At 42.5% G+C, this 20,791-nt stretch carries 17 protein-coding genes; 8 read left to right on the forward strand and 9 right to left on the reverse strand.

Annotated features, from left to right (window positions below):
• Positions 1–121: 121 nt before the first annotated feature.
• The gene (locus tag MIC7126_RS0111220) at positions 122–2,419 is read left to right on the forward strand and encodes an alkaline phosphatase D family protein (RefSeq protein WP_017653238.1); all 2,298 of its coding nucleotides are present in this window, start codon (positions 122–124) and stop codon (positions 2,417–2,419) included.
• Here MIC7126_RS0111220 and MIC7126_RS0111225 read toward each other — a convergent pair.
• From MIC7126_RS0111225 to MIC7126_RS0111240, 4 genes are all read right to left on the reverse strand, one after another.
• On the reverse strand, positions 2,392–3,138 hold the full coding sequence (locus tag MIC7126_RS0111225) for a creatininase family protein (RefSeq protein WP_017653239.1): 747 nt from the start codon (positions 3,136–3,138) through the stop codon (positions 2,392–2,394). The two genes, MIC7126_RS0111220 and MIC7126_RS0111225, sit on opposite strands and share 28 nt — an antisense overlap.
• A gap of 340 nt (positions 3,139–3,478) precedes the next feature.
• Complete coding sequence (locus MIC7126_RS0111230; protein ID WP_026100179.1) at positions 3,479–3,838, reverse strand: Mo-dependent nitrogenase C-terminal domain-containing protein; 360 nt, start codon at positions 3,836–3,838, stop codon at positions 3,479–3,481.
• 647 nt (positions 3,839–4,485) lie between these two features.
• Positions 4,486–5,247, reverse strand: a complete 762-nt coding sequence (locus MIC7126_RS0111235) for a Uma2 family endonuclease (protein ID WP_017653241.1) — start codon at positions 5,245–5,247, stop codon at positions 4,486–4,488.
• Between the two features lie 53 nt (positions 5,248–5,300).
• Positions 5,301–6,116 (reverse strand): HAD family hydrolase, encoded by an 816-nt coding sequence (locus MIC7126_RS0111240; RefSeq protein WP_017653242.1) that lies wholly within the window; start codon positions 6,114–6,116, stop codon positions 5,301–5,303.
• A 105-nt stretch (positions 6,117–6,221) separates the two neighbouring features.
• On the opposite strand from MIC7126_RS0111240, the gene MIC7126_RS0111245 reads away from it, so the two are divergent.
• The gene (locus MIC7126_RS0111245) at positions 6,222–7,004 is read left to right on the forward strand and encodes a hypothetical protein (protein ID WP_026100180.1); all 783 of its coding nucleotides are present in this window, start codon (positions 6,222–6,224) and stop codon (positions 7,002–7,004) included.
• A 50-nt stretch (positions 7,005–7,054) separates the two neighbouring features.
• Entirely contained in the window at positions 7,055–8,347 is a 1,293-nt protein-coding gene (locus MIC7126_RS0111250) for a recombinase family protein (RefSeq protein ID WP_017653245.1), read from the forward strand.
• Between the two features lie 232 nt (positions 8,348–8,579).
• On the opposite strand, the gene MIC7126_RS0111255 is transcribed toward MIC7126_RS0111250, so the two are convergent.
• Positions 8,580–9,371, reverse strand: a complete 792-nt coding sequence (locus MIC7126_RS0111255; protein ID WP_017653246.1) for an FkbM family methyltransferase — start codon at positions 9,369–9,371, stop codon at positions 8,580–8,582.
• Positions 9,372–9,835: 464 nt separating this feature from the next.
• Complete coding sequence (locus tag MIC7126_RS0111260; RefSeq protein WP_017653247.1) at positions 9,836–11,014, reverse strand: zinc-dependent alcohol dehydrogenase; 1,179 nt, start codon at positions 11,012–11,014, stop codon at positions 9,836–9,838.
• Between the two features lie 925 nt (positions 11,015–11,939).
• Between MIC7126_RS0111260 and MIC7126_RS0111265 the strand changes: the two genes are divergently transcribed.
• A complete protein-coding gene (locus MIC7126_RS0111265) occupies positions 11,940–13,556 on the forward strand; it encodes an ArnT family glycosyltransferase (protein ID WP_017653248.1) in 1,617 nt (538 codons plus the stop codon).
• Between the two features lie 163 nt (positions 13,557–13,719).
• Here MIC7126_RS0111265 and MIC7126_RS0111270 read toward each other — a convergent pair whose 3' ends face one another.
• Positions 13,720–14,106 carry a hypothetical protein gene (locus MIC7126_RS0111270; protein ID WP_026100182.1) on the reverse strand — a complete coding sequence of 129 codons (387 nt, stop codon included), beginning with the start codon at positions 14,104–14,106 and terminating at the stop codon, positions 13,720–13,722.
• A 490-nt stretch (positions 14,107–14,596) separates the two neighbouring features.
• Between MIC7126_RS0111270 and MIC7126_RS0111275 the strand changes: the two genes are divergently transcribed.
• Complete coding sequence (locus tag MIC7126_RS0111275) at positions 14,597–16,522, forward strand: chloride channel protein (RefSeq protein WP_026100183.1); 1,926 nt, start codon at positions 14,597–14,599, stop codon at positions 16,520–16,522.
• A gap of 197 nt (positions 16,523–16,719) precedes the next feature.
• On the opposite strand, the gene MIC7126_RS0111280 is transcribed toward MIC7126_RS0111275, so the two are convergent.
• Entirely contained in the window at positions 16,720–17,133 is a 414-nt protein-coding gene (locus MIC7126_RS0111280; protein WP_017653251.1) for an AbrB family transcriptional regulator, read from the reverse strand.
• Positions 17,134–17,637: 504 nt separating this feature from the next.
• Here MIC7126_RS0111280 and MIC7126_RS0111285 point away from each other — a divergent pair.
• The 3 genes from MIC7126_RS0111285 (at position 17,638) to pyrR (ending at position 19,737) form a co-directional block, all read left to right on the forward strand.
• Positions 17,638–18,081: an Rrf2 family transcriptional regulator gene (locus MIC7126_RS0111285; RefSeq protein WP_017653252.1), complete on the forward strand. Its 444-nt coding sequence runs from the start codon at positions 17,638–17,640 to the stop codon at positions 18,079–18,081.
• Between the two features lie 36 nt (positions 18,082–18,117).
• Positions 18,118–19,089 carry an adenosylcobinamide-phosphate synthase CbiB gene (gene cbiB / locus MIC7126_RS0111290; protein WP_017653253.1) on the forward strand — a complete coding sequence of 324 codons (972 nt, stop codon included), beginning with the start codon at positions 18,118–18,120 and terminating at the stop codon, positions 19,087–19,089.
• A 111-nt stretch (positions 19,090–19,200) separates the two neighbouring features.
• Positions 19,201–19,737 (forward strand): bifunctional pyr operon transcriptional regulator/uracil phosphoribosyltransferase PyrR, encoded by a 537-nt coding sequence (gene pyrR, locus MIC7126_RS0111295; RefSeq protein WP_026100184.1) that lies wholly within the window; start codon positions 19,201–19,203, stop codon positions 19,735–19,737.
• Between the two features lie 90 nt (positions 19,738–19,827).
• Here the strand turns inward: pyrR and MIC7126_RS0111300 are convergent, their stop codons facing one another.
• Complete coding sequence (locus tag MIC7126_RS0111300; protein ID WP_017653255.1) at positions 19,828–20,469, reverse strand: hypothetical protein; 642 nt, start codon at positions 20,467–20,469, stop codon at positions 19,828–19,830.
• Positions 20,470–20,791: the final 322 nt, after the last annotated feature.

Below are 20,791 nucleotides of genomic sequence, written 5' to 3' on the forward strand. Positions count from 1 at the left end.
CTTTCAAGCTCGTCCGATTACACTTAGACAAGAAGTTGCAATCGAAAAAGCGATCGCACTCCCAAAAAATCCCCTGACAGGAGTGATTTCGTTGTATTGTTGCAGGAGTGATATCAAAGCCATGAAACATCAAGCTAGAGGTGAGTTTTTCTCTAAACTACCGCTGATTTTAGCAGGGCCGATTTTACAACACACTGAAACTGAGTCAGTGACGGTCTGGGTAGCGCTAAAACAGTCCTGTGAGGTGGAACTCAAGGTCTATGACACCATCAATCATGGTACAACGCTAGGAAATTGCTTATTAGTAGGGAAGCGGTCTACTTTTGCCTTGGGTAAGCATTTCCATGTCGTGGCTGTAACAGCTAGTTCGGCGAACGGAAAAAGTTTGACAAATGAGCAGATATATGCATATAATCTGGAGTTTACCGCCGCTGACCAAACCAAGCAAACCCTACAGCAAGCATTGTGCTCAAACAACTTTGGTGCAGTCAACATCAGCTATTTTGAGCACCAAAAACCAACATTTGCCTTACCACCAAATCGTCTCCAAGATTTGCGAATTGTTCATGCTTCTTGTCGCAAACCTCACGGTCATGGTTTTGATGCCCTGCCTATTCTGGATTGTCTCATCGCCGCCGCCGCAAATCAACCACACCGCCGCCCTCATCAATTGTTCCTCACCGGCGACCAAATTTATGGAGACGATGTAGCCGACCCGACGTTGTGGGCTGCGAGTGCTCTGGGTGATGCGCTGCTAGGTTGGGAAGAACAGCTACCCGTGAATGGAGTGTATTACACTCCTGGACAATTACCGCCTGGAAAGCGGGCGAAAGTTGCCACAGATGCAGCGGGTTTTACTGCTGGATTTAGTAATAAAACTGAGAAGGTCAATAGTCATCTTTTGAGTTTGGGTGAGTATTATGCTACTTATTTATTAGCTTGGTCGCCAGTGTGCTGGCCGAGTGAATTTCCCCAAGGACGCCAAGTCAAACGCTCCAGAAAAGCGATTCGCCACTGGGATCGGGCGGTACGGGATTTGCAGCAATTTATTTATACCTTGGGAAAAGTGCGTCGTGCTCTCGCCAATATTCCCATGTACACCATTTTTGACGATCATGACGTCAGTGATGACTGGAACCTCAACCAAGCTTGGTGTTTGCGGGTGCTGGGAATGCCTCTGGGGCGACGAGTAGTGCAAAATGCATTGTTAGCTTATACTGTGTTTCAAGCCTGGGGGAATACACCAAAGCAATTTGCGGCGGGTCAAAACGGTGAAAAGTTGCTGGCTGCAGCCCAGGCTTGGTCGGCTTCACAAGGGACGGATACAGCAGCGGATCAAGCGATCGCTCGTTATGTAGGTATGCCCATCAGCGACCCGCTAACAGATTTACCCAAATTTGCGGAAGACGGTGCGGTATTTATCCTCAAGCGCGATCCACAAGCCCTGACTTGGAACTATACTATTCGCAGCAGTTGTCATGAAGTTATTGTGCTGGATACCCGTACTTGGCGGGGATATCCCATTGAGCAAAAAGCGATCGCTCCACCGATGCTACTATGTCCACAAGCTTTAGAGCAACAATTGCTTGCGCCCTTATCTGTGCAAACCGAGATTCCCGCGACATTCGTGATTGCACCCACTAATGTATTTGGACTACAAGTAATTGATTGGGTTCACAATTGGCAATGGCGACGGGGGAAAGTTTATTCTACGGATGTGGGAGATGCTTGGAATATTAATACTGAAGCGTTAGCGCGATTTCTCACCATCTTATTTGCACAACGTCAACAAGTCATTGTTTTATCGGGAGATATTCACTACAGTTCGGTGGCTCGTTTGTCTCACACACAGACACATTCTCAATTAAAATCTGTGCTGGTGCAGTTAACTGCTAGTGCGTTGAAAAATGAAGAAAATTTGACGCGGTTGGTGCACACACGCTTAAAACAGTGGCTATTACCAGAAAAAGCGCGACATTGGATAGGTCAAATCAACCCATTCGAGATGATGGAACTTTCAGCCAAACAAGCGCGATCGCACCGCTCCAGGACAAGACCCCCGCTTAACCCAGACTGGCGTTGTGTGCTGGAGTGGATACCCCGAAACAGCGCTCGCACCCCTGACTTCAGCGCCGATGTGTCATCATTAATTGCTCCCTGGAAACAAGCACAAATGTCGCGGTGGGTATGGTTACAGCCTTTAATGTTTTGGAAATATCGCTGGTTTCAGGAGGGGAAGGAAGTACTGGGGCTGAATAATTTAGCTCTGGTTCACTTGGAGTTAGAAAATGAGGGTAGTTCTTACCGGGTGATGCAAGATTTGTACTGGCTTTGTTCCTGGTATCCCACCCAAATTGTTTACAGCCGTTTCCAGACTCAGTTAAGACCGAATCAATCTTGGTTTAGAAATTCTAAATAGCCATTGCTGAGTTCCTTCACCGCCAATTCATAAAATTGCTGACCGTGTTCTGGTGTGGCTAAAGCTGGATTTGATCCCATGCGTCCATCTGAGTAGTGGGAGCGAAAGTCGGCTGCACTATAAATTCTATGTCCACTAGCAACTTCTGGTGACAAAGGTGCTTGCTTAATCACCTCAGGATAAACATATTGAGTGAGAGCAACTTCACTGGGTGTGGCGTGAGAACCTTCTTGATCCCCATATAATTCTTTAGCCAGTTTATATACAGAATTGCACATAAACCAGTTAGCGACTTGACACTGCACTTTTTGTGCATTGGGGATGTGCAAATCTTCTAGATGGGCGTAGATTTCGGAGAAAGCTGCTTTGAGAGTGGCGATGTTCCCACCGTGTCCGTTAATAAAATAGAACTTGGTAAAACCTGCTTTAGCTAAACAAGTTACATAATCTCGCACCACCTGAATCATGGTACTGGGGCGCAGACTTATTGTCCCAGGAAAGGCGGTGTGGTGTAGTGCCATCCCGACATTGATTGTTGGTGCAACGATCGCTTGAATTGATTCTCCCACACCACGGGCGATCGCTTCAGCACAAATGGCATCAGTACCAATTAAACCTGTGGGGCCGTGTTGTTCTGTGGAACCAATCGGCAGGATAATACCTTTGGATGTTTGTAGATAAGTTTCGATTTCCTGCCAAGTACTTAAATGTAGTAACATTTCTCTCAACTTGCTCATCAAAGATTGCGGTAGGAAAAGATTTTTTGTATGGGATGCTAAGGTTAGGCTGTACCTGTGCCTCTTCGACAATTTACTTTCCACTACAACAATTATGAACTCTTTAGTACGTCACGGCGTAAATCAAGCAACCATTACAAATCGATGAAGGGCTGAATATACAAATTTATCGGTTTCATACTTCACACTTCATACTTCAGAGTTAACTAGTGGTTAAGTAGCTAAACAAAATCAATTACACAGATTATTTTTCTGTTCCCTGTTCCCTGTTCCCTGTTCCCTGTCTTCACGAATGTATTTAATTTTGTGCAATTACTTATTTTTAACAGTAGGACTGGATATCTTCTCCACATTGATCAACCAAATAGCAGAGGGCGCGAAAACGCAAGCCTACGAGTTGATCGTAAAGCGGGTTGAGTTTGCACATGGGAGGAATATGTCCAATTTTGCGTCCAAAGAGCATAATATCGCGCTCGAAGGGACATTGTGCGGGAATATGTTTAGCAATCAATTTAGCTAATTTCTGATTCTGAATATCCAGATTATCTAACCATTGACGCAATGGTTGTAATAAATCTAATTTATGTTGAGTCAATTGGTGATTATTAACTGTTTGATGCTTTTCGCTTACAGGGTTAATAAATGCAGAAAGAATGATGTGCTGACTAGTTACCTTGATCATAATCGTAATTGCGGTTTTTTTGATGTTGAGAAACTGTTGGCAGATTGTGAGCATTGCTATCAACTCTATCTCGGCAATTTGTATTGTGCTTAACAACATAATTTCGACAAGCACGACAGACTAATTGCAATAGAGTTAGCGGGAAAATAGCGTAACTAATTGTTATTTAAACTCACCAGTTGTCGAAGAACTGTCCCGTTAAATACAAAATAACAAAGAAAATATAAAAATGGTATTTCTTTAACTTATTGATTGCTGATACAGAATATAGCGATCCCCTATGTTGACCACAAAACCATAGTAATGAAACTATACCGTGCCTAAAAATACAGTTTTGCAGGCTGAAGTAGAGTTTCCCCTTACTCCAGTTAGGTTTTACCAAAACTAATCTTGGAAGAAAATTGCCAATCAAGTACCGGACATTTAGTTATATGTTACTTATGTAACTAATGTCAATGTGAATATTATTGAATACATAGGGAAAGATCGTTTGATAAGTACAAGCTAATTTATAGGTTAAATTAACTGATTAAAGGCGAGAAAAAAACAGTTTTTTTAGCGGAGAATTTGCTGATATTTTGTACGCAAAGACATCTACTTGCTGGATGATTTTTAATTGTGCACAGAAGTAGAAAATAATATATGCATTATAGAAGAGTATCAGTATCGACGCCGAGCGATCGCAGTCTTTCTTTCAATTGTTCTACTTCCAATTGCGCCTGCTCTGCTCGTTGGCGTTCCTGCTCTGCGCGTTGACGTTCCTGCTCTGCGCGTTGACGTTCCTGCTCTGCTACTTCTTCTGCTTGTTGTCTGGCTACAACCTCATGCTGTAGCGCTGTTGCTAATTCATCGGGGATCAACAGCTTTTCTCCCGTATCTTCTCGATAAAACCCGATTAGTCGCCCTTCTACCAAAAGGCGCAGTTGTAGCGGTTCACTGCGATTATCTGTTATGGGTTCGTAAGTTTCGCCCCGCAAACGATAGCCCCGTAACGGCTGTTCTAACCACTCGCCTTTGGGGTCAAATAGCCAGTATTCTTTTACACCTAGTTGTTCATAAAGCGTTTTTTTGAAAATCTGGTCTTGATCCTTAGTCCCAAAAGATGTCATCTCAAAAATGACTGCGGGTACTTGACCTTCTTCCCAAATTTTATAGTTATCTCTACCACCCGGCGTGACATCAAAAATTACCATCACATCTGGAGCTACCCGCAACTTAGGAAAGCCCTGTGCGTAGTAAAGAAATTGATTTGCCAGTACTGTTGCTTGACAACCAGTTAAATATTGTTTTAATACTTCTAAAGTGGTAAGTAAGGCGTAGAAATGGTCATAGGTTTCTGCCACTGGTTCACCATCAGCGCTGGGGTAAAAGATTTCCAATTCGATACCGACAGGTAGAGTAGCGGTCATGGTCGTAGGTTTCAGTGCTACATGATTATTTTAAACCAATGGCTGACCATAGCTCATCTTTGCATGATTTGTAAAAGATAACTAGCTAATTCACAAAATCCGTCACCCTCTGCAGCGCTAGTCACATAAACTGGCTGATGTTGTAGGCGATTCGCATATTCCCACACATTCGCTACGCCCACGGAAAGGGGAAAATAATCGGGATTAAATAAACTTTCGTCATTAGGACTATCACCAACAGTTACCACTTGTGTGGGCGAAAATTCAGGGAAATATTCCCGCAATACTTGCAATAATCCTGCAGCTTTATCTTGATTTTGAGGTTTGATATGACATTGCACGTTACTGTAGGTGAATCCCCAACCCATATCTTGACAAAGCTGACTGAGAGTTTGTAATTCACTGGGAGTTAAAGCTGCGACATCAAACGTCCAGTCTGTGATGCGAAAGCGATTATCGGCTGATTCTTGAATTTGGGGAAATCTGGTTTGCAGTTTTTGGAAAGTTGTAGCCAGATGTTGACGATGGCTGGCTAAGTCGGAAATGGGTGTTAAGGCTATGGGTGTATCCTTTCCAGAAAGATAACATAAACCGCCATTTTCTGCGATCGCACCGACAATTGGCATTAAGCTACTCAGTCCGCTTACCCAGCCGGCTGAACGTCCTGTAACAATCAAGACTTGAATATTCGCGGCTTTTAAGTCTTCCAGCGCTTGTAGCAATTTACTCCTAAATTTACCACCCTGAGTCAGGGTACCATCCATATCTGTGGCTATCAAGCGAATATGCTGCAAGCTAGCAGATGTAAGCTGCGACAAGGGTTGTAAATTTGTAGTTAGTCCGATAGAGACGCCAGAATCATTGAGCATATGCGGTGTGAATCCAGGTGTAAAAAACATCAATCATACCGCAAGATGATATGTAAAATTTGGGCATCCTAAAAATCAGAAGTTAAGAGTTTTAGTGTGTCAACTATGAGCCATTCAATATTTATAGCCCAATCTACGGGGGCAAAGACTAAAAAAGTTTCCCAGGAAGTTTCTGTCAGTGCGACGCCCACATCACCTATTTTAATGCTTACTTGTGGGGGACTAGTTTTATCTCTCATTGCTGCCATTGTTTATGGCAAATTCTTGATGAAGAAGCTGGAGAAAAAAATCAGATTTGAACAGTTCCGGGCGCGAGAATTGGAGAAAAAGTTTAAGTTGGCATTGGAAACAATTCGCAAAATGGAAACTAATCCTGATTTGGTTAATTCCAGAGATTTTAATCTAGATTATTTGCGGATGCGGATGTCAGAGGAGGTGTTCCATTTTGCGATTATTAATCAAGTAAAAATTAGGGTCAAGGATAAAATTTCTCAAGCTCTGCGTCCGAATCAATCTCAACAAGGAACAGTGGGAATTGCTAGTAACACGGGACGGCAGGTCGATGAGATTTTTGATGTAGAATATGAGACTGGGAATCCCCCCAATACTGCGAAAAGAGTGCTGTTTCGGATTCAAGTCCGGTTAATGAAGTTACCGACACAAGCAACTTCTGCGACTATTAGCCAAATTATTGACTGTGTAGAAACTTATCTTAGCCCAACGGAAGATCAAGATAATTGGCAACCAACAATACAAGGAAGGATTGCTCATATGCATTGGGATCAAAAAGCTAAACCAACGCCATTGTTAGTATTAGAACAATCGAATGAAGGTGTAAATGTTACCTTTCGCACTAGTCGTCAACCTAATTCACCAAAACAGTTATGATGAAATTTGTTTGCGTTGTGTGAAAGCAAATCATCAATAACAAATTACCAATGAAAATTTTCGCCTATGCATATAGCGACCCTTTGTTAGAATCCTTCGTTGATCCTGCTAGTTGGGGATGGGAGGTAGATGAGATTTATCATGATTTGGGCAAACGCGGTGAATTACAGCAGTTAATCACTGATTGCAAAAGCGAAGCGGTGGTTTATCTTTTGATTCGCCGATTAGAAGAATTAGGGGATAGTGTTGCAGAAGTGAGCGATCGCTTGAGTACACTAGAAGCAATGGGTGTGGTAACTATTGCCATTGAACAACCTTATCCCTCAGCAAGTACCAACCCCCGCGCAGAATTAGTAAAATTATTACAAGAAATTCAACGCCAGCAACGTAGTCGTCGTATCTGTCAAGGTCATGCTCGTAGCCGACTTGAAGCTGCACCACCACCAGGAAAAGCACCTTATGGTTATCGTCGCAGCAAATCAAAGTATACCATTGACCGCAGTACTTCCCCGGTAGTAAAAGATTTTTTTGAAAACTTTTTGCTTTATGGTTCCCTCCGGGGTGCAGTTCGTTATCTAGCAAAAAAATATGGTAAAAAAATTTCTGTCACCACAGGTAGGCGTTGGTTAACTAATCCAGTTTATCGGGGTAACACAGCTTATCACAATGGCGAAATTATCTCCGATACCCACACAGCAATAATTTCTCCAGAAGAAGCCGCCCAAATTGATCGAATTTTGCGCCGCAACAGTCGTTTACCAGCCCGCACCGCTAGCGCACCCCGTTCTCTAGCTGGTTTGGTTGTTTGCGGTGAGTGTCAGTCATCGATGACGATTACTCGTGTTACTCGCAGACATCAACAGCAAGAATATTTATACTTGCGTCCGCTTCATTGTCCCCATCGCTCCAAGTGTGGCGCTATTGCTTACCAAGCAGTTTTAGAACAGACAATCGCCAAGGTTTGCAGTGACTTACCCTTAGCAGTAGCCGGGATGAACTTTCCCCAGTTAGATGCAATTAAGAATAGTTTAGGAGATGCGATCGCTCGTCAGCAAGATGTACTAACCCAGTTACCCGCTTTAGTGGAAACGGGCGTTTTAGATGATGAAACGGCTCAGTTAAGAGTATATAAACTCCGCACCGAAATTTCTACACTTCAAGCCCAACTAGCCACTCTCCCACCAGTCAACTTGCGTTCTGTCGCTCAAGCTGTTTCCATTCCCCAATTTTGGTTAGATTTATCGGAAACTGAACGCAGATTTTATTTTCGAGAATTTATCAGGCAAATTGATATTGTTCGCCAAAATCAAGAGTGGACGCTACAAATTATTTTCATATTTTAATGTTAAAAGAGAACAGGGAATAGGCAACAGGAAATAGAGCAATCCCCGTGATTAAATGATGAGAATTAGATAATAATGGACGTGTTTTTTTCTGATGTGATGCATCCCTTAAGAAAATATTCTTACTTATGAATAAGTAAATGATCGTGCTTGTGACCCCATATTTAGGGCTAATTTTTGTTGTTATTCCCTGTCACCACCCCGTTCGTGGAGCGTTCCTCAAAGATAGGGGTTAATTATTGCCATTGTAAGTAGCCACGAATCTAAAAGCTTGGAATGGATATCGCATCGCGGCTTCAAAAGCTTCTAAAGAAAGTGGTTCTTGATTACCCAGCCAATCTTTGAGTAAGAACACCGAATAGGAATGCTTTTGCACTAAAAAATCATAAAAATCTTTGGGTACAAGCCCAAATCTTTCGATTTCAATCATAATACAATCAAACAAAATGACAGGATGACAACGTTGTATTAACTGTTCACCACCACGCATAACTGCTAATTCTGCCCCTTCAGCTACAACTTTCATAAAGCCTATTGGGCGTTCTTGGGGCACAATGTCATCCAGTCGCATACATTTGACGCGAATACGTTGGGATTTTTCTTCATCTGTACCATAGGGACGTAAACCGCTGAGTGCAGAACTATTTATTTGCAAAAAGAAATCCGCTTCGGTTTCTTGATCACTTAAAGCAATTTGCAGCACTTCCACATCTGGATATTTTCGTTTCAACCAATCAACTTTGTGGGGAACAGGTTCTACTGCTATGTGTTTACCATTTGGTGAACTGTGCTGAATAATATTAATCATCGTCCCCAGGTGAGAGCCAACATCAACACAATTCATTGGATCCTTTACTGCTCGCTTTATCACCTGTTCCATGCGCCGTGATTCTACATATAACTCCTTCAACTCAGGATGTAACCATTGCTGCCATATCCCTGTCAAGCCTCGCAACACACGGGTAGGACGTTCTAAAGGTGTACCGATTAACATGTGACCTACATATTCATTCAGCAAAACCATAGTTGTTTACCTGTTTGAGTTGTATACATATACACATGATAAATAATAACTTGTAACTGTAGTAAATTCTCATCTAAAACTCATATTTATGACCATGATGAATTCTCATCTAAAACTCATATTTGATTTTTAATATTGGTGTAAAATACGAGTCTTTTGATGAAAACGTTATCTAGCAAGCATTTGTCCCACATGTATATAAAATAAAAATGTACACTTTTTGGATAAAAACTTCCGGATACTAACAATAAACAACGGTAATTACTAGGTGTTTAAAATGCTTTTTCTGCAGAAAAATGGCATAAATTATCTTAATTTAGTGGCACTATCAATAGCGACTTTTTAATCAAAGTGACAAATTTTTTGGTAGAGACGCTGCAAAACAACGTCTCTGCAATCCATTGATCGCATTGTTTTTGCAAACCGCTATCAATTTCAAACCACCCCACACAAAAGTCTGGATTTCAGGCAACTTGACCCGGTTTGAGCACTACTTTAATGCAGTTGTCTTGCTTGTGCTTAAAGATTTCGTAGCCGTGGGGTGCTTGCTCTAGCGGTAGGCGGTGGGTGACGACAAAAGAGGGGTCAATATCGCCATTTTGCACGCGGTCAAGTAGGGGCTGCAAATACCGATGCAGGTGTGTTTGTCCTGTTTTCATGGTCAAACCTTTGTTCATGAATGCACCCATTGGTATTTTGTCCACAAAGCCCGTGTAAACACCAGGAACTGACACCGTACCGCCTTTACGACAAGCAACGATCGCTTGTCTCAAGACATTGGGTCGGTCTGTTTCTAAACGCACTGCTTGCATGGCTTTGTCATAAAAACCCTCCAAACCCAAGCCGTGAGCCTCCATTCCCACTGCATCCATGACTGAATCTGGCCCCATACCTCCCGTCATTTCTTTGAGGGCTTCACCCACCTCGATTTCTTCATAATTCAAAACTTCCGCTCCCCCATCTTTCGCCATTTGCAGCCGTTCGGGAACGCGATCAATCGCAATCACTCGCCCAGCACCAAGCATAAAGGCACTTCTAATCGCAAACTGTCCCACAGGGCCGCAACCCCAAATCGCCACCGTATCTCCTGGTTCGATGTCGCAATTTTCTGCAGCCATATAACCAGTGGGGAAAATATCAGTAAAAAACAGCACTTGCTCGTCTGTTAGTCCGTCGGGAATCTTGAATAAACCGACGTCAGCAAAAGGAACGCGGGCATATTCTGCTTGACCGCCTGCGTAGCCCCCCGTTAAATGAGAGTAGCCAAAAAGACCTGATGGAGAATAACCCATGAGTTTTTCTGCCATCCAAGCGTTGGGGTTGGAGTTATCGCACAGCGACCATAAATCCTTTTGGCAAAAGAAACACGAGCCGCAGGAAATCGTAAAAGGGACAACAACGCGATCGCCAACTTTTTTATTCTTAACGCCGCTACCTAGTTCCACGATTTCTCCCATGAATTCATGACCGAGGATATCACCCGGTTTCATGGTCGGATTGTAGCCGTCGTATAAATGTAAATCAGAGCCGCAAATCGCCGTTGACGTGATTTTGACGATCGCATCACGGGGATTAAGGATTTGAGGATCGGGTACAGTCTCGACTTGTACTTTGTTGGCGCCTTCCCAGCAAACTGCTTTCATTGCTTGATTCTCCTCAAGTTAAGTCGCACAGTTTATTTGTTAGCTGATCCAGGTTCGTTAGCAAGCCCTTGGGACACCATAAGTGTTGATGGTTTGTTACCAAAGTTTGGTATAAACTGCGAGCTTTCAACTCTATGATTCTAAGGAAGCAACGATTTGATGACGTCTTTCTGGAGAAGTATCGCCTTTTGTGTCTTTCAGGTTACTTTTTTATAGTCCCCCATTACATGAGGTATGGCATAGCTAGCCTAAGCGCCCCTAACCTCAACGAAATGTACCATCATCAAACAAGAAACGCTTTAAGAGAGAAATCCTCGTTATTTCGACGTATTTTTTCTGATACTATTTACCACTAAAAAATATTTTTATGAAAAAGTTTCAGATTAAAAACCCCGCAAAATTGAGGCTAAAGTCAAATATGATTTCTATGAAAATGAAATTTTGCCAATAAAATAAGTTTCTCTTATTTGCAAAATGTTTTGAGAAATTAAAAAATCAAATTAATAATATGTAAAATACAATACAATATTCAATATTGTATTATTTGTATCTGTTTTCTGGAAAAATTCCTATTAAATAAAGATAAAAAGTCAAAGCAACTTCCTCAAAAATTATGATCATTTACAAAAAAATTGAGCTAATTTGGAATCTAGTAATTACTAAACACAGAGGTGGTTACAGGGTGGCAATATGAGAGGTTCGCTCTCATCTCTACGTAATCAAACCAGCAAGTTAACTGTAGGCTGAAAGCTGAAGTATGAAATCCCCTCACCGATTTTGGGAGTTGCTCAAAAGAACAAAAAAATTTGGCTTATTTACCAGTCAGAGGTCGTCTTTGCAGCAGAACTTAGTGCGATATGTACTGTTTTTTGATACTCCATATTTTACACTCCAAACTTCATTAGGAAAATGATTATCAGAGAATATGCAAGAAAGAAGCTTTATTTGGGGTTATCTAGGAAAACAGCATCGCACGCTGGAAAAATTGATCGATTGGGCATGGTTGATCGTTCTACTTGTAGCTGCGGTGCTGCTGTTTAGCATTAATCTGGGAGAATTGCCGCTGCGAGATGGGGATGAGGGGGTTGTTGCTCAGGTAGCGCGGGAAATATGGCGATCGCCTGTTGATTCTCTGCGCTGGCTTTACCCAAAATTAGGAGCTGAACAAGCTTATTACAAGCCACCTTTGATGCATTGGTTGGTTGCTTGGGCTTACTCCTTAGGAGGCGTCAATGAATGCATGACACGCTTACCAAGCGCAATTTTAACCGCAACTTCAGTACCTTTACTATATTGCATTGGTCGAGAAATATTTCGTCAACGTTGGGCAGCTATTTATAGCGCTCTCATCTACTTGACCATGCTACCAGTAGTACGGTATGGGCGCTTGGCAATATTGGATGGTGCGGTGGTAAGTTTTTTGATGATCACGATGCTGTGCATGTTGCGATCGCGTCGAGATTTACGTTACTGTCTGGGGGTGGGTGTTGGCTTTGGGTTAATCTGCCTCACCCAAGGAATATATGGTATTTTGTTGTGTGCGATCGCCCTGCTATTCCTATTTTGGGATACACCACGGCTACTCACCAGTTACTACCTATGGATAGCTATCTTCATCGGTATTCTCCCCGTTACTGGTTGGTATACTCTTCAGTTATTGCATTACGGGCACACTTTTCTCCAGGTAGGAATTCTCAATCAACCTCTGAGCCGCACAAGCACGGTTGGTGGTAATTCCCGCTCGACCTGGTACTATTTTCAAGAAATTTTGATCTACTCTTGGCCTTGGTTACTGTTTTTACCACAAAGTTTACGCTTAACTTGGGAAAATCGTAACCTCAGTTGGGCAAAACTTGTGCTGGTTTGGAGTGGCGCCTATTTAGTGATCATGTCCTTCATTGGCAATAAATTATTTTGGCACTTATTCCCGATTTATCCCAGTTTAGCCCTAGCTTTCGGTGCTCAATTAACCGAAACTGACAATCTACCTTTACTATCATTTTATCCCCGCTCTTGGATCACAGGTCTAGCAATACTGGCTGTGGCTGCTTCTGGTGGTAGCATTCTATTCAGCTGGGGTGGTGCTCACACAACAGACTTACAGCTGATTTTTGCAGTAGTTGCCTTAACTATGACTTTATCGGCAATTTTGGCAGAACGAGGCGACGGGCAATTTTTCCAGGTTCTGTTGTGGGGAAGTTATATTTCGCTGCTGCTGTTGATGAAATCTCATTACTGGGTTTGGGAATTATGGGAAGCCTACCCAGTCAAACCTGTTGCCACTATGATAGTGCGAGCAAATCCCGCAGTGAAAAAGATTTATACATCTTTTCCTTACCATCGCCCCTCATTAGATTTTTATAGCGATCGCACCATCATTCCTGCATCTTTAGGAGAATTACAATACTATTGGCACTACAACGGACAACCCTATTTCTTACTCAGCGCCTCTGCTTTCAAAGATTTGCATCTAGATTCGGTGAAGCTAGTTGACCAAGCTGGAGACTGGAGACTGATTACAAAAAATATCAATCGATTGTAACAGCGATCGCCAACTCCAGGCCCTCACAAACGCAAAAGTTGGGGATTAAGGGAGAAAAGGCTATTAAAAAATGCCTTTTCTCCCATTTCCGACCTTCATACTAGATTTTTGTTAAGATTTCCCTCAAAAGTCTGGAAAAAAAGATTTTTACCAGTAAATTTCCTTATTGAGATTCCTTACCGATTTCATTAATTTTCTCTGTTGTAGAGATTGGTTGTTGGTTATAGTTAGTGTTTTGTTGTGTCATGGCAATGATACTCAAAACAATAGCACCCCCCACAGCCAAAGCTACTACAGGACGTTTGAGGAGAATAAAATCTCTGACAATCCTAGCTAGAGGTCGGCTTTGACGACGTAGCGCCGAAGAAATCATTATCTGTTTGAGAGTAAAAGGATCGCGAACATAATGTCCGCTCTGAGACACTACTAGTCGTTCCTGGCAATACGGACAGGTATACAAGCCAATACACGTCTTAACTGGTTCCGGCATACCATTTCTTTGGCAAATTGGGCAAGTAACATAATGATTATCAAATGTGTGTGTATTCATTTACCTCGTCCGCCTAGTCCATTTACTCGCTACATAACAGTAGTCATATTGAATTTCCCAGCAACACTTAGTAGGCTAACCGATGTGATCTGACATCTGTCATGAATCACAGCTCATAATTTTATTCCCACTAAGGACAGATTAACGGCTGCAACACGAGTATAGCTAGATATTGCTGAGGATGACTCCTCGTCACTTTTATTCAACGCTGCAACCAATCAGCCTAAATAGCAGTGTATTTATCCTACACAATATAGATATCCGGCTGACTCGCACCCCACCGCTGCTGGCCGACCATTGAATATTAATTCACTTTTATTTAACCATTCTCCCTATAAAAATTTTGCGTAGCGAATTTTTTTTTACCAAAACTTTGTAAATTCAGCAAATCATGGAAATTCGGCTTACTTGTCTGGTTGCTAAATCATGGCTCACAATGAGAAGTAACAGATAAAAACTTAAATTTTTTCTTACATTTACCCCACCCCCAATGACTTTCTTGCCTCCCACTGAACTGAGGAAGGTGACTGAACAACTTGTCTTGCCTTCACTTTCCGCTCGTCTAGCTCACCTAATTAACCGTTTTCAGCCATCTCCAGAAACAGTCGTACTTTTTTTAGCCGTGCTAATTGGCGGCGGTACTGGTATGGGTGTAGTTACCTTCCACTATTTGATCCAACTAATTCATGACCTAACGCTAGTCAATTTAATGAGTGTGATCGGTGTCTGGGGTTCCTGGACTTTGGCTTGCGTCCCCACCGTTGGCGGCTTAATCGTCGGTTTGATGCGCTGGCGTACGCAAGATTTCGGCCCTGGACTTTCATCTTTGATTGCTGCTTCTCAGGGAACAGAACTCAGACAACCACTACGACCTGTCACTAAGATGTTTGCGGCTTCCGTATCTCTGGGAAGTGGGGCTTCTTTGGGGCCGGAGGGGCCAAGTGTAGAAATTGGTGCCAACTTTGGCATGTTATTGTCTTTGGTGCTGCAAGTATCTCAAGAGCAGCAACGTTTGCTTTTGGGTGCTGGGGCTGCGGCTGGCTTGGCTGCGGGGTTTAATGCTCCTATTGCGGGGGTGTTTTTTGCTTTAGAGGTAGTCATGGGGGCTACTTCTTTTGCCACCTCTGCTGTCAGTGTGGTGCTATTGGCGGCGGTGCTGGCGGCGTTAATTGCTCAAATTGGTTTAGGGGCACAACCTGCTTTTGCTTTACCTGCTTACCAAGTGCGTAGTCCCCTGGAATTACCAATTTATTTGGGGCTGGGTTTAGGGGCTAGTTTGGTTTCTGTAGCTTACACTCAATTGATCAGTCTAGCAAAAGCTTGTTTTGCGGGACAGATTATTGGGTTTGAATTTTTGGGTCGCATTCCTAAGTATATTCATCCGATTATCGGTGGTGTCATTGTCGGCGCCGTTGCTTTATATTTTCCGCAAATTTTAGGCACCGGTTATGGAACTGTGCAAGCGATGCTGCAAGATGTGGAGTTTTCGCTGCAATTATTAGTTGTGCTGCTGGTGGTTAAGCTGCTGATGACGGCGATTAGTGCTGGAAGCGGTTTTGTGGGTGGTTTGTTTGCGCCAGCAATGTTTTTAGGTGCTTCTTTGGGGTCGGCTTATGCTAAGGTTGTCAGTTTGGTTGCGCCCTCAATTGGTACATATATGGCAGCGCCTCCAGCTTATGCAATGGTGGGAATGGCTGCAGTTTTAGCTGGTAGTGTGAGGGCGCCGTTAACGGCAATTTTAATGTTGTTTGAGTTAACCCGCGACTACCGAATTGTTTTACCTTTGATGGCTGCGGTGGGTTTAAGCGTGTGGTTAGTGGAGCGAATTAAACCGACTTTTAATTCTAATTCCAATCTCCAACAAATTGGTCTTGCGGAATTAAAAGATGAGAAGGTGGATATTTTAGAGCAAATTTTAGTGGAAGATGCTATGTTGACTTGTCCGAAACAGCTGCCAGCAACGTTTGGGGTGTTAGAGGCAGCTGTGGAAATGACAAGCGATCGCTGTCACAGTGCTTTAGTAATTAATGAAGCCGAGCAATTAGTAGGGATTGTTTCCTTAGAAGATATTAATCGTGCCCTTTCTCTTTGGCAAAATTACCAGAATTCAACAATTGAAATTCCTAGTAATTTATCTAGTCAAACTCTCATGGAAATCTGTACTACTGAAATTCTTTATGCTTGGAGAGATGAACCTTTATCAGAAGCTCTAGACAGAATGACTTTGCGAGGTTTGCATCAGTTACCGGTGGTAGCAAGAGATAACCATGAACGCATTTTAGGTCTACTAGAACGCGAACATATTACTTTAACTTGCAATTTGGCATTAACGCGCAAGGCAATTCGCCATTATTTACCAATAGTGCCTTCAACAAATATGATTATTGGTCAAAACTCAAAAGTCAATGGCCATTAGTCAATACTCAAAAGTCAAGAGTCCAAATATTGGCTTTTGACTTTTTTGCGCCACTTGCTGCACTGAGAGAACTTTTGTTGATGGCAAATTTTCCTGGAGAAACCCCCCAAGAATAACTATGTGCCAAGCTCTCCGTTTTCTGGAATGGTGTGAACCCCCAAGACCACAGTAGTTATGCTTGGTTTTGACTATATTATTTAAGCTGTAACTTCTAGAGCTTCAGTTTCTTCTCTATCTTCTGGGTCTACTTGCCTTAAGCGAATGTGCTTTTTACCCAAAGTGATGAGAAATTCATCACCTGGCTTGAGATTCATCTGCTTAGTGTAAGCTGAACCTATTAGTAAGTTGCCGTTTGATTGCACACTAATTCTATAGCTGGCACTGCGCCCACCACGTCCATTTGCACTGGGTGTGCTGTCTAACTGAATGCCTTCAGCATCAATGAGAGCATTTAAAAACTTCATCATATTGACGCGCTCTATACCGTTTTTGGTAACGGTATAGTAGCCACACTTCTTGGCTTTGTCTTCTTTGCTCTCGTTCTCTAGCTCCTTAACTTTTTTGAGGAGTTCTTCACCGACTAGGGGTTCAATTTTCTTCTGTTTAGGCATCAACTTAGGTCGAAAACGAATGTTGGAAGTGGCTGAATCGATTTTATTTTAGCTGACATTGAGCTAGCAGGAACTTACTCCTTTATTTTTCATCTCAGCCTAGCCAAGTATATTACATTCACAGGCATAATTGTTACTCAATTCCTAAAATATTGCGAGACAATTTATTTTCTAGATTATTTTCTAGAATGTTGCCAATGGTGATAACTATATATGGTTTATGAATTACTGCTAGACTATAGTTGTTTAAGTTTTCTAAACAAATGCATAATTAGTCGTTTACTTATTGAACTTAATGCTTGGGTGAGAAATTGATAAGCAAAACTGATCCTTAGTCAAGAATCAAGGGAACACCAGTCGCCTCAAGGTCGAAAATTTCCAGACGGTACTGGCTTTCTGGGTGGAGCAATTACCTCTCAAGGGTCAAAGGTCAAAGCAATAATTAAGATTTAGGCTCTGGACTTTGGACTTTTGATTTTGGACTAAACAATAAAGCTCGTGAGCATGAAATTAACTACAAAAGGACACTACAGTGTCAAGGCTTTGCTAGATTTGAGCTTACAGCCAAGCTATGGGCCTGCATCTGTCAAAGCCATTGCCAATCGCCAAGATATTCCTGCTGCTTATCTAGAAAAGTTACTTATAGAAATGCGTCGTGCTGGATTAGTTAAATCAATTCGTGGGAGTATTGGTGGCTATCAATTAGCCTTGGAGCCTGCACAAATTTCTATAGGACAAATTTTAGAAGCTGTGGGAGAAGCTATAACCCATTCACCTCAACCTACTCCCTCGCCAGAGCAAGCTGAAGATTGGGTAACATTTACTTTGTGGCAGAGGCTGAATCAAAAGCTGAAAGAAGCTTTGTACACTATTACTCTGGCTGATCTTTATTATGATGCTCGCAGCTGGCAAGCTTCTCTGGGTGCAGAGGCTAGTTTTGTGGTTTAGTCAAGAGGTCAAATATTAAACCTTGATGCTTGACTAATGACTGATAACATCTATATCTTAATTATTGCTGCTCTTTTAGATTTCTTAATTGGCGATCCGTGGGGTTTTCCTCATCCAGTACAATTCATGGGGTGGGCAATTTCTCGTATTACTAATGTTGCTCGCCAATACTGTCACAATCCCCTAACCCAAAGAATCACGGGAATCATATTAGGTGTTGTCTTAATAATTGGTACTGGGGTAGTTGGTTGGTTAGTAATTTATGGTGCTAAATTGCTACATCCCCTATTGGGAATTGTTTTAGAAAGTATCCTTCTAGCTAGCTGCTTTGCTCTGAGGAGTTTAAAGGTAGCAGCGGCTACTGTTTTACAACCTTTGACGGCGGGAAAGTTGCAACAGAGTCGTCAACTTCTCAGTAATTATGTTGGTCGAGATACAGAAAATCTTTCAGAAGCAGAAATTTTGCGCGCTGTTTTGGAAACGGTGACGGAAAATGCTACTGATGGGGTAATGGCGCCACTGTTTTATGCAATTTTCGGTGCATTTATTCCGGTTGTGGGGGCAGCGCCTTTAGCTTTAGCATATAAAGCTAGTAGTACTCTGGATTCGATGGTGGGTTATCGTGAAGCTCCCTATACTTATCTGGGTTGGTTTAGTGCGCGGCTGGAAGATGGCTTAACTTGGCTTCCCTGTCGCTTAACGGTGATGACTCTGGCGTTGTTGTCTGGTAAACCTTTGCATGTGTGGCGAATTTGTCGCCGAGATGCTGTCGCTGATCCGAGTCCTAATTCTGGGTGGAGTGAGTGCGCCTATGCGGCAATTTTAGGGGTACAGATGGGTGGTATTAATTGGTATCGTGGAGTGGTGAAATATAAACCTCTTTTGGGAGATGCTATTCACCCCATCACACAAATTAGCATTCACAAGGCTTTGCAATTAACTGGATATTGCTTTTTACTGTGGTTAGGGATAGCTGTCGCTATATTATTAATCCCCCTCAACAGGTAAAGAGCAATAGGAGGCGTAGGGGAGCACAAATGGGAAACTTGGGTAATCGACTCCTTCCCCTAACTCCCAACAGCTAGTAAAATTTACTACTCAGGGTATCGGTCTATGACTATGTATATGAAAGTAGTTGAAATTCTCTCATCAGAAGAACTCCGCCGCACTGTGACTCGTTTGTCCTCGCAAATTATAGAAAAGACGCGCGATTTACATCAGCTAGTCCTGTTGGGTATTTATACCAGAGGGCCGCTGTTAGCCGAAATGTTAGCGCGTCAAATTGAAGCGTTGGAGGGTGTATCTGTGGAGGTAGGCGCGATAGACATAACATTCTATCGGGACGACCTTGACAAAATTGGATTACGAACTCCAGCAAAAACCGATATTCCTTTTGACCTGACGGGAAAAACAGTTGTGCTTGTGGATGATGTGATTTTCAAAGGAAGGACGATCCGCGCTGCTTTAAATGCAGTAAACGAATACGGTAGACCGGAGGTAATTCGATTAGCTGTGCTGGTAGATAGGGGACATCGTGAATTACCCATACACCCAGATTTTATTGGTAAGCTACTCCCTACCGCGAAAGAAGAGATTGTCAAAGTTTATTTGCAAGATTTCGATGGTAGAGATGCGGTGGAGTTGATTGGAGATTAGGGTGTAATTGTTGCTTGAAGGGCACAGTATGCAGTGCCCTAAACTAAAAAAGTAAGTGTGAACTTCAGTAACTTTTCGTTGTCTGTGGACTTAATACTTGCGGAGAATGGCTGACAAAGTGTTTTGCTTGCGGATATCTAGCAACTCTACCAAAGATGCTTGATTGTGATTTAAACCACTTGTTTGCTCTATTGGTAAAACAGTCACGAGAGGTTTTGTTTGAGTTTGTAGGGACGCCAGCGGTGAGAGTGTGGAGATGGACGACAAAATCTGGGGAGGTTTTGGCGTTTGTGGTTTGAGTCTAGACTGATGACTTGATGCTAAGGGTGTTTGATAACGCTTGGGTGGTTTTTTAAATTTTTGATGCTGTGTTGACTGGTGAATTAATCGGCAAATAATCAAACAACCACTGCTACAACTAAGAGCGATCGCTGCAATCATCCATAATGGTATGGGATTGGTGATTTCCGATGATGTGTTGCTGCTCTGTTCAAATACTGTAGGTGCTTCTGGGACTTGATCCGGTTCTTCTGGTTGTGGAACATACCCAACATAACCCAGGCTGTGCAAGGCAAAGGCAGCACTTCCTAAAAACATTGTCAACAATCCAACCAATAACAGCCAAGGATTACGCGTCAGCAAATACATCATGATTTGCGAACTATCTGTCAAATCGAGACTAGCCCTTGCTATTTTGGTTGTTTTGTGCTGTACATTCTGACTATTGTTCATGATTGTTTTCAGATTTGTACCCCTCTAGATCCTAGATTGTACTAAAAGAGGGAAAAATCAGATATCCGTAGTCAAAATTGCGATTAAAGTAGCTTTTTGGTGCAGTCTCAGCCGAAAGAAGCTCTTTTGAGGCGGGAATGGGGAACAGGGATGAGGGATTAGGGGTTAGGGGTTAGGGATTGGGGGATACGTGTCAACTTAAAAGAGAAATGGCCTCACTGTTGGCTTCCACACCCGCCTAGAACTGAAGTTCAAGGCTCATAACTAAAGTCTACTGAAGTAGACTCAAGATTTTTTGCATATTTAGTCATCTTGAGATGAC

It is taken from the genome of Fortiea contorta PCC 7126, from assembly GCF_000332295.1.
In the GTDB taxonomy this organism is placed as follows: Bacteria; Cyanobacteriota; Cyanobacteriia; order Cyanobacteriales; family Nostocaceae; genus Fortiea; species Fortiea contorta.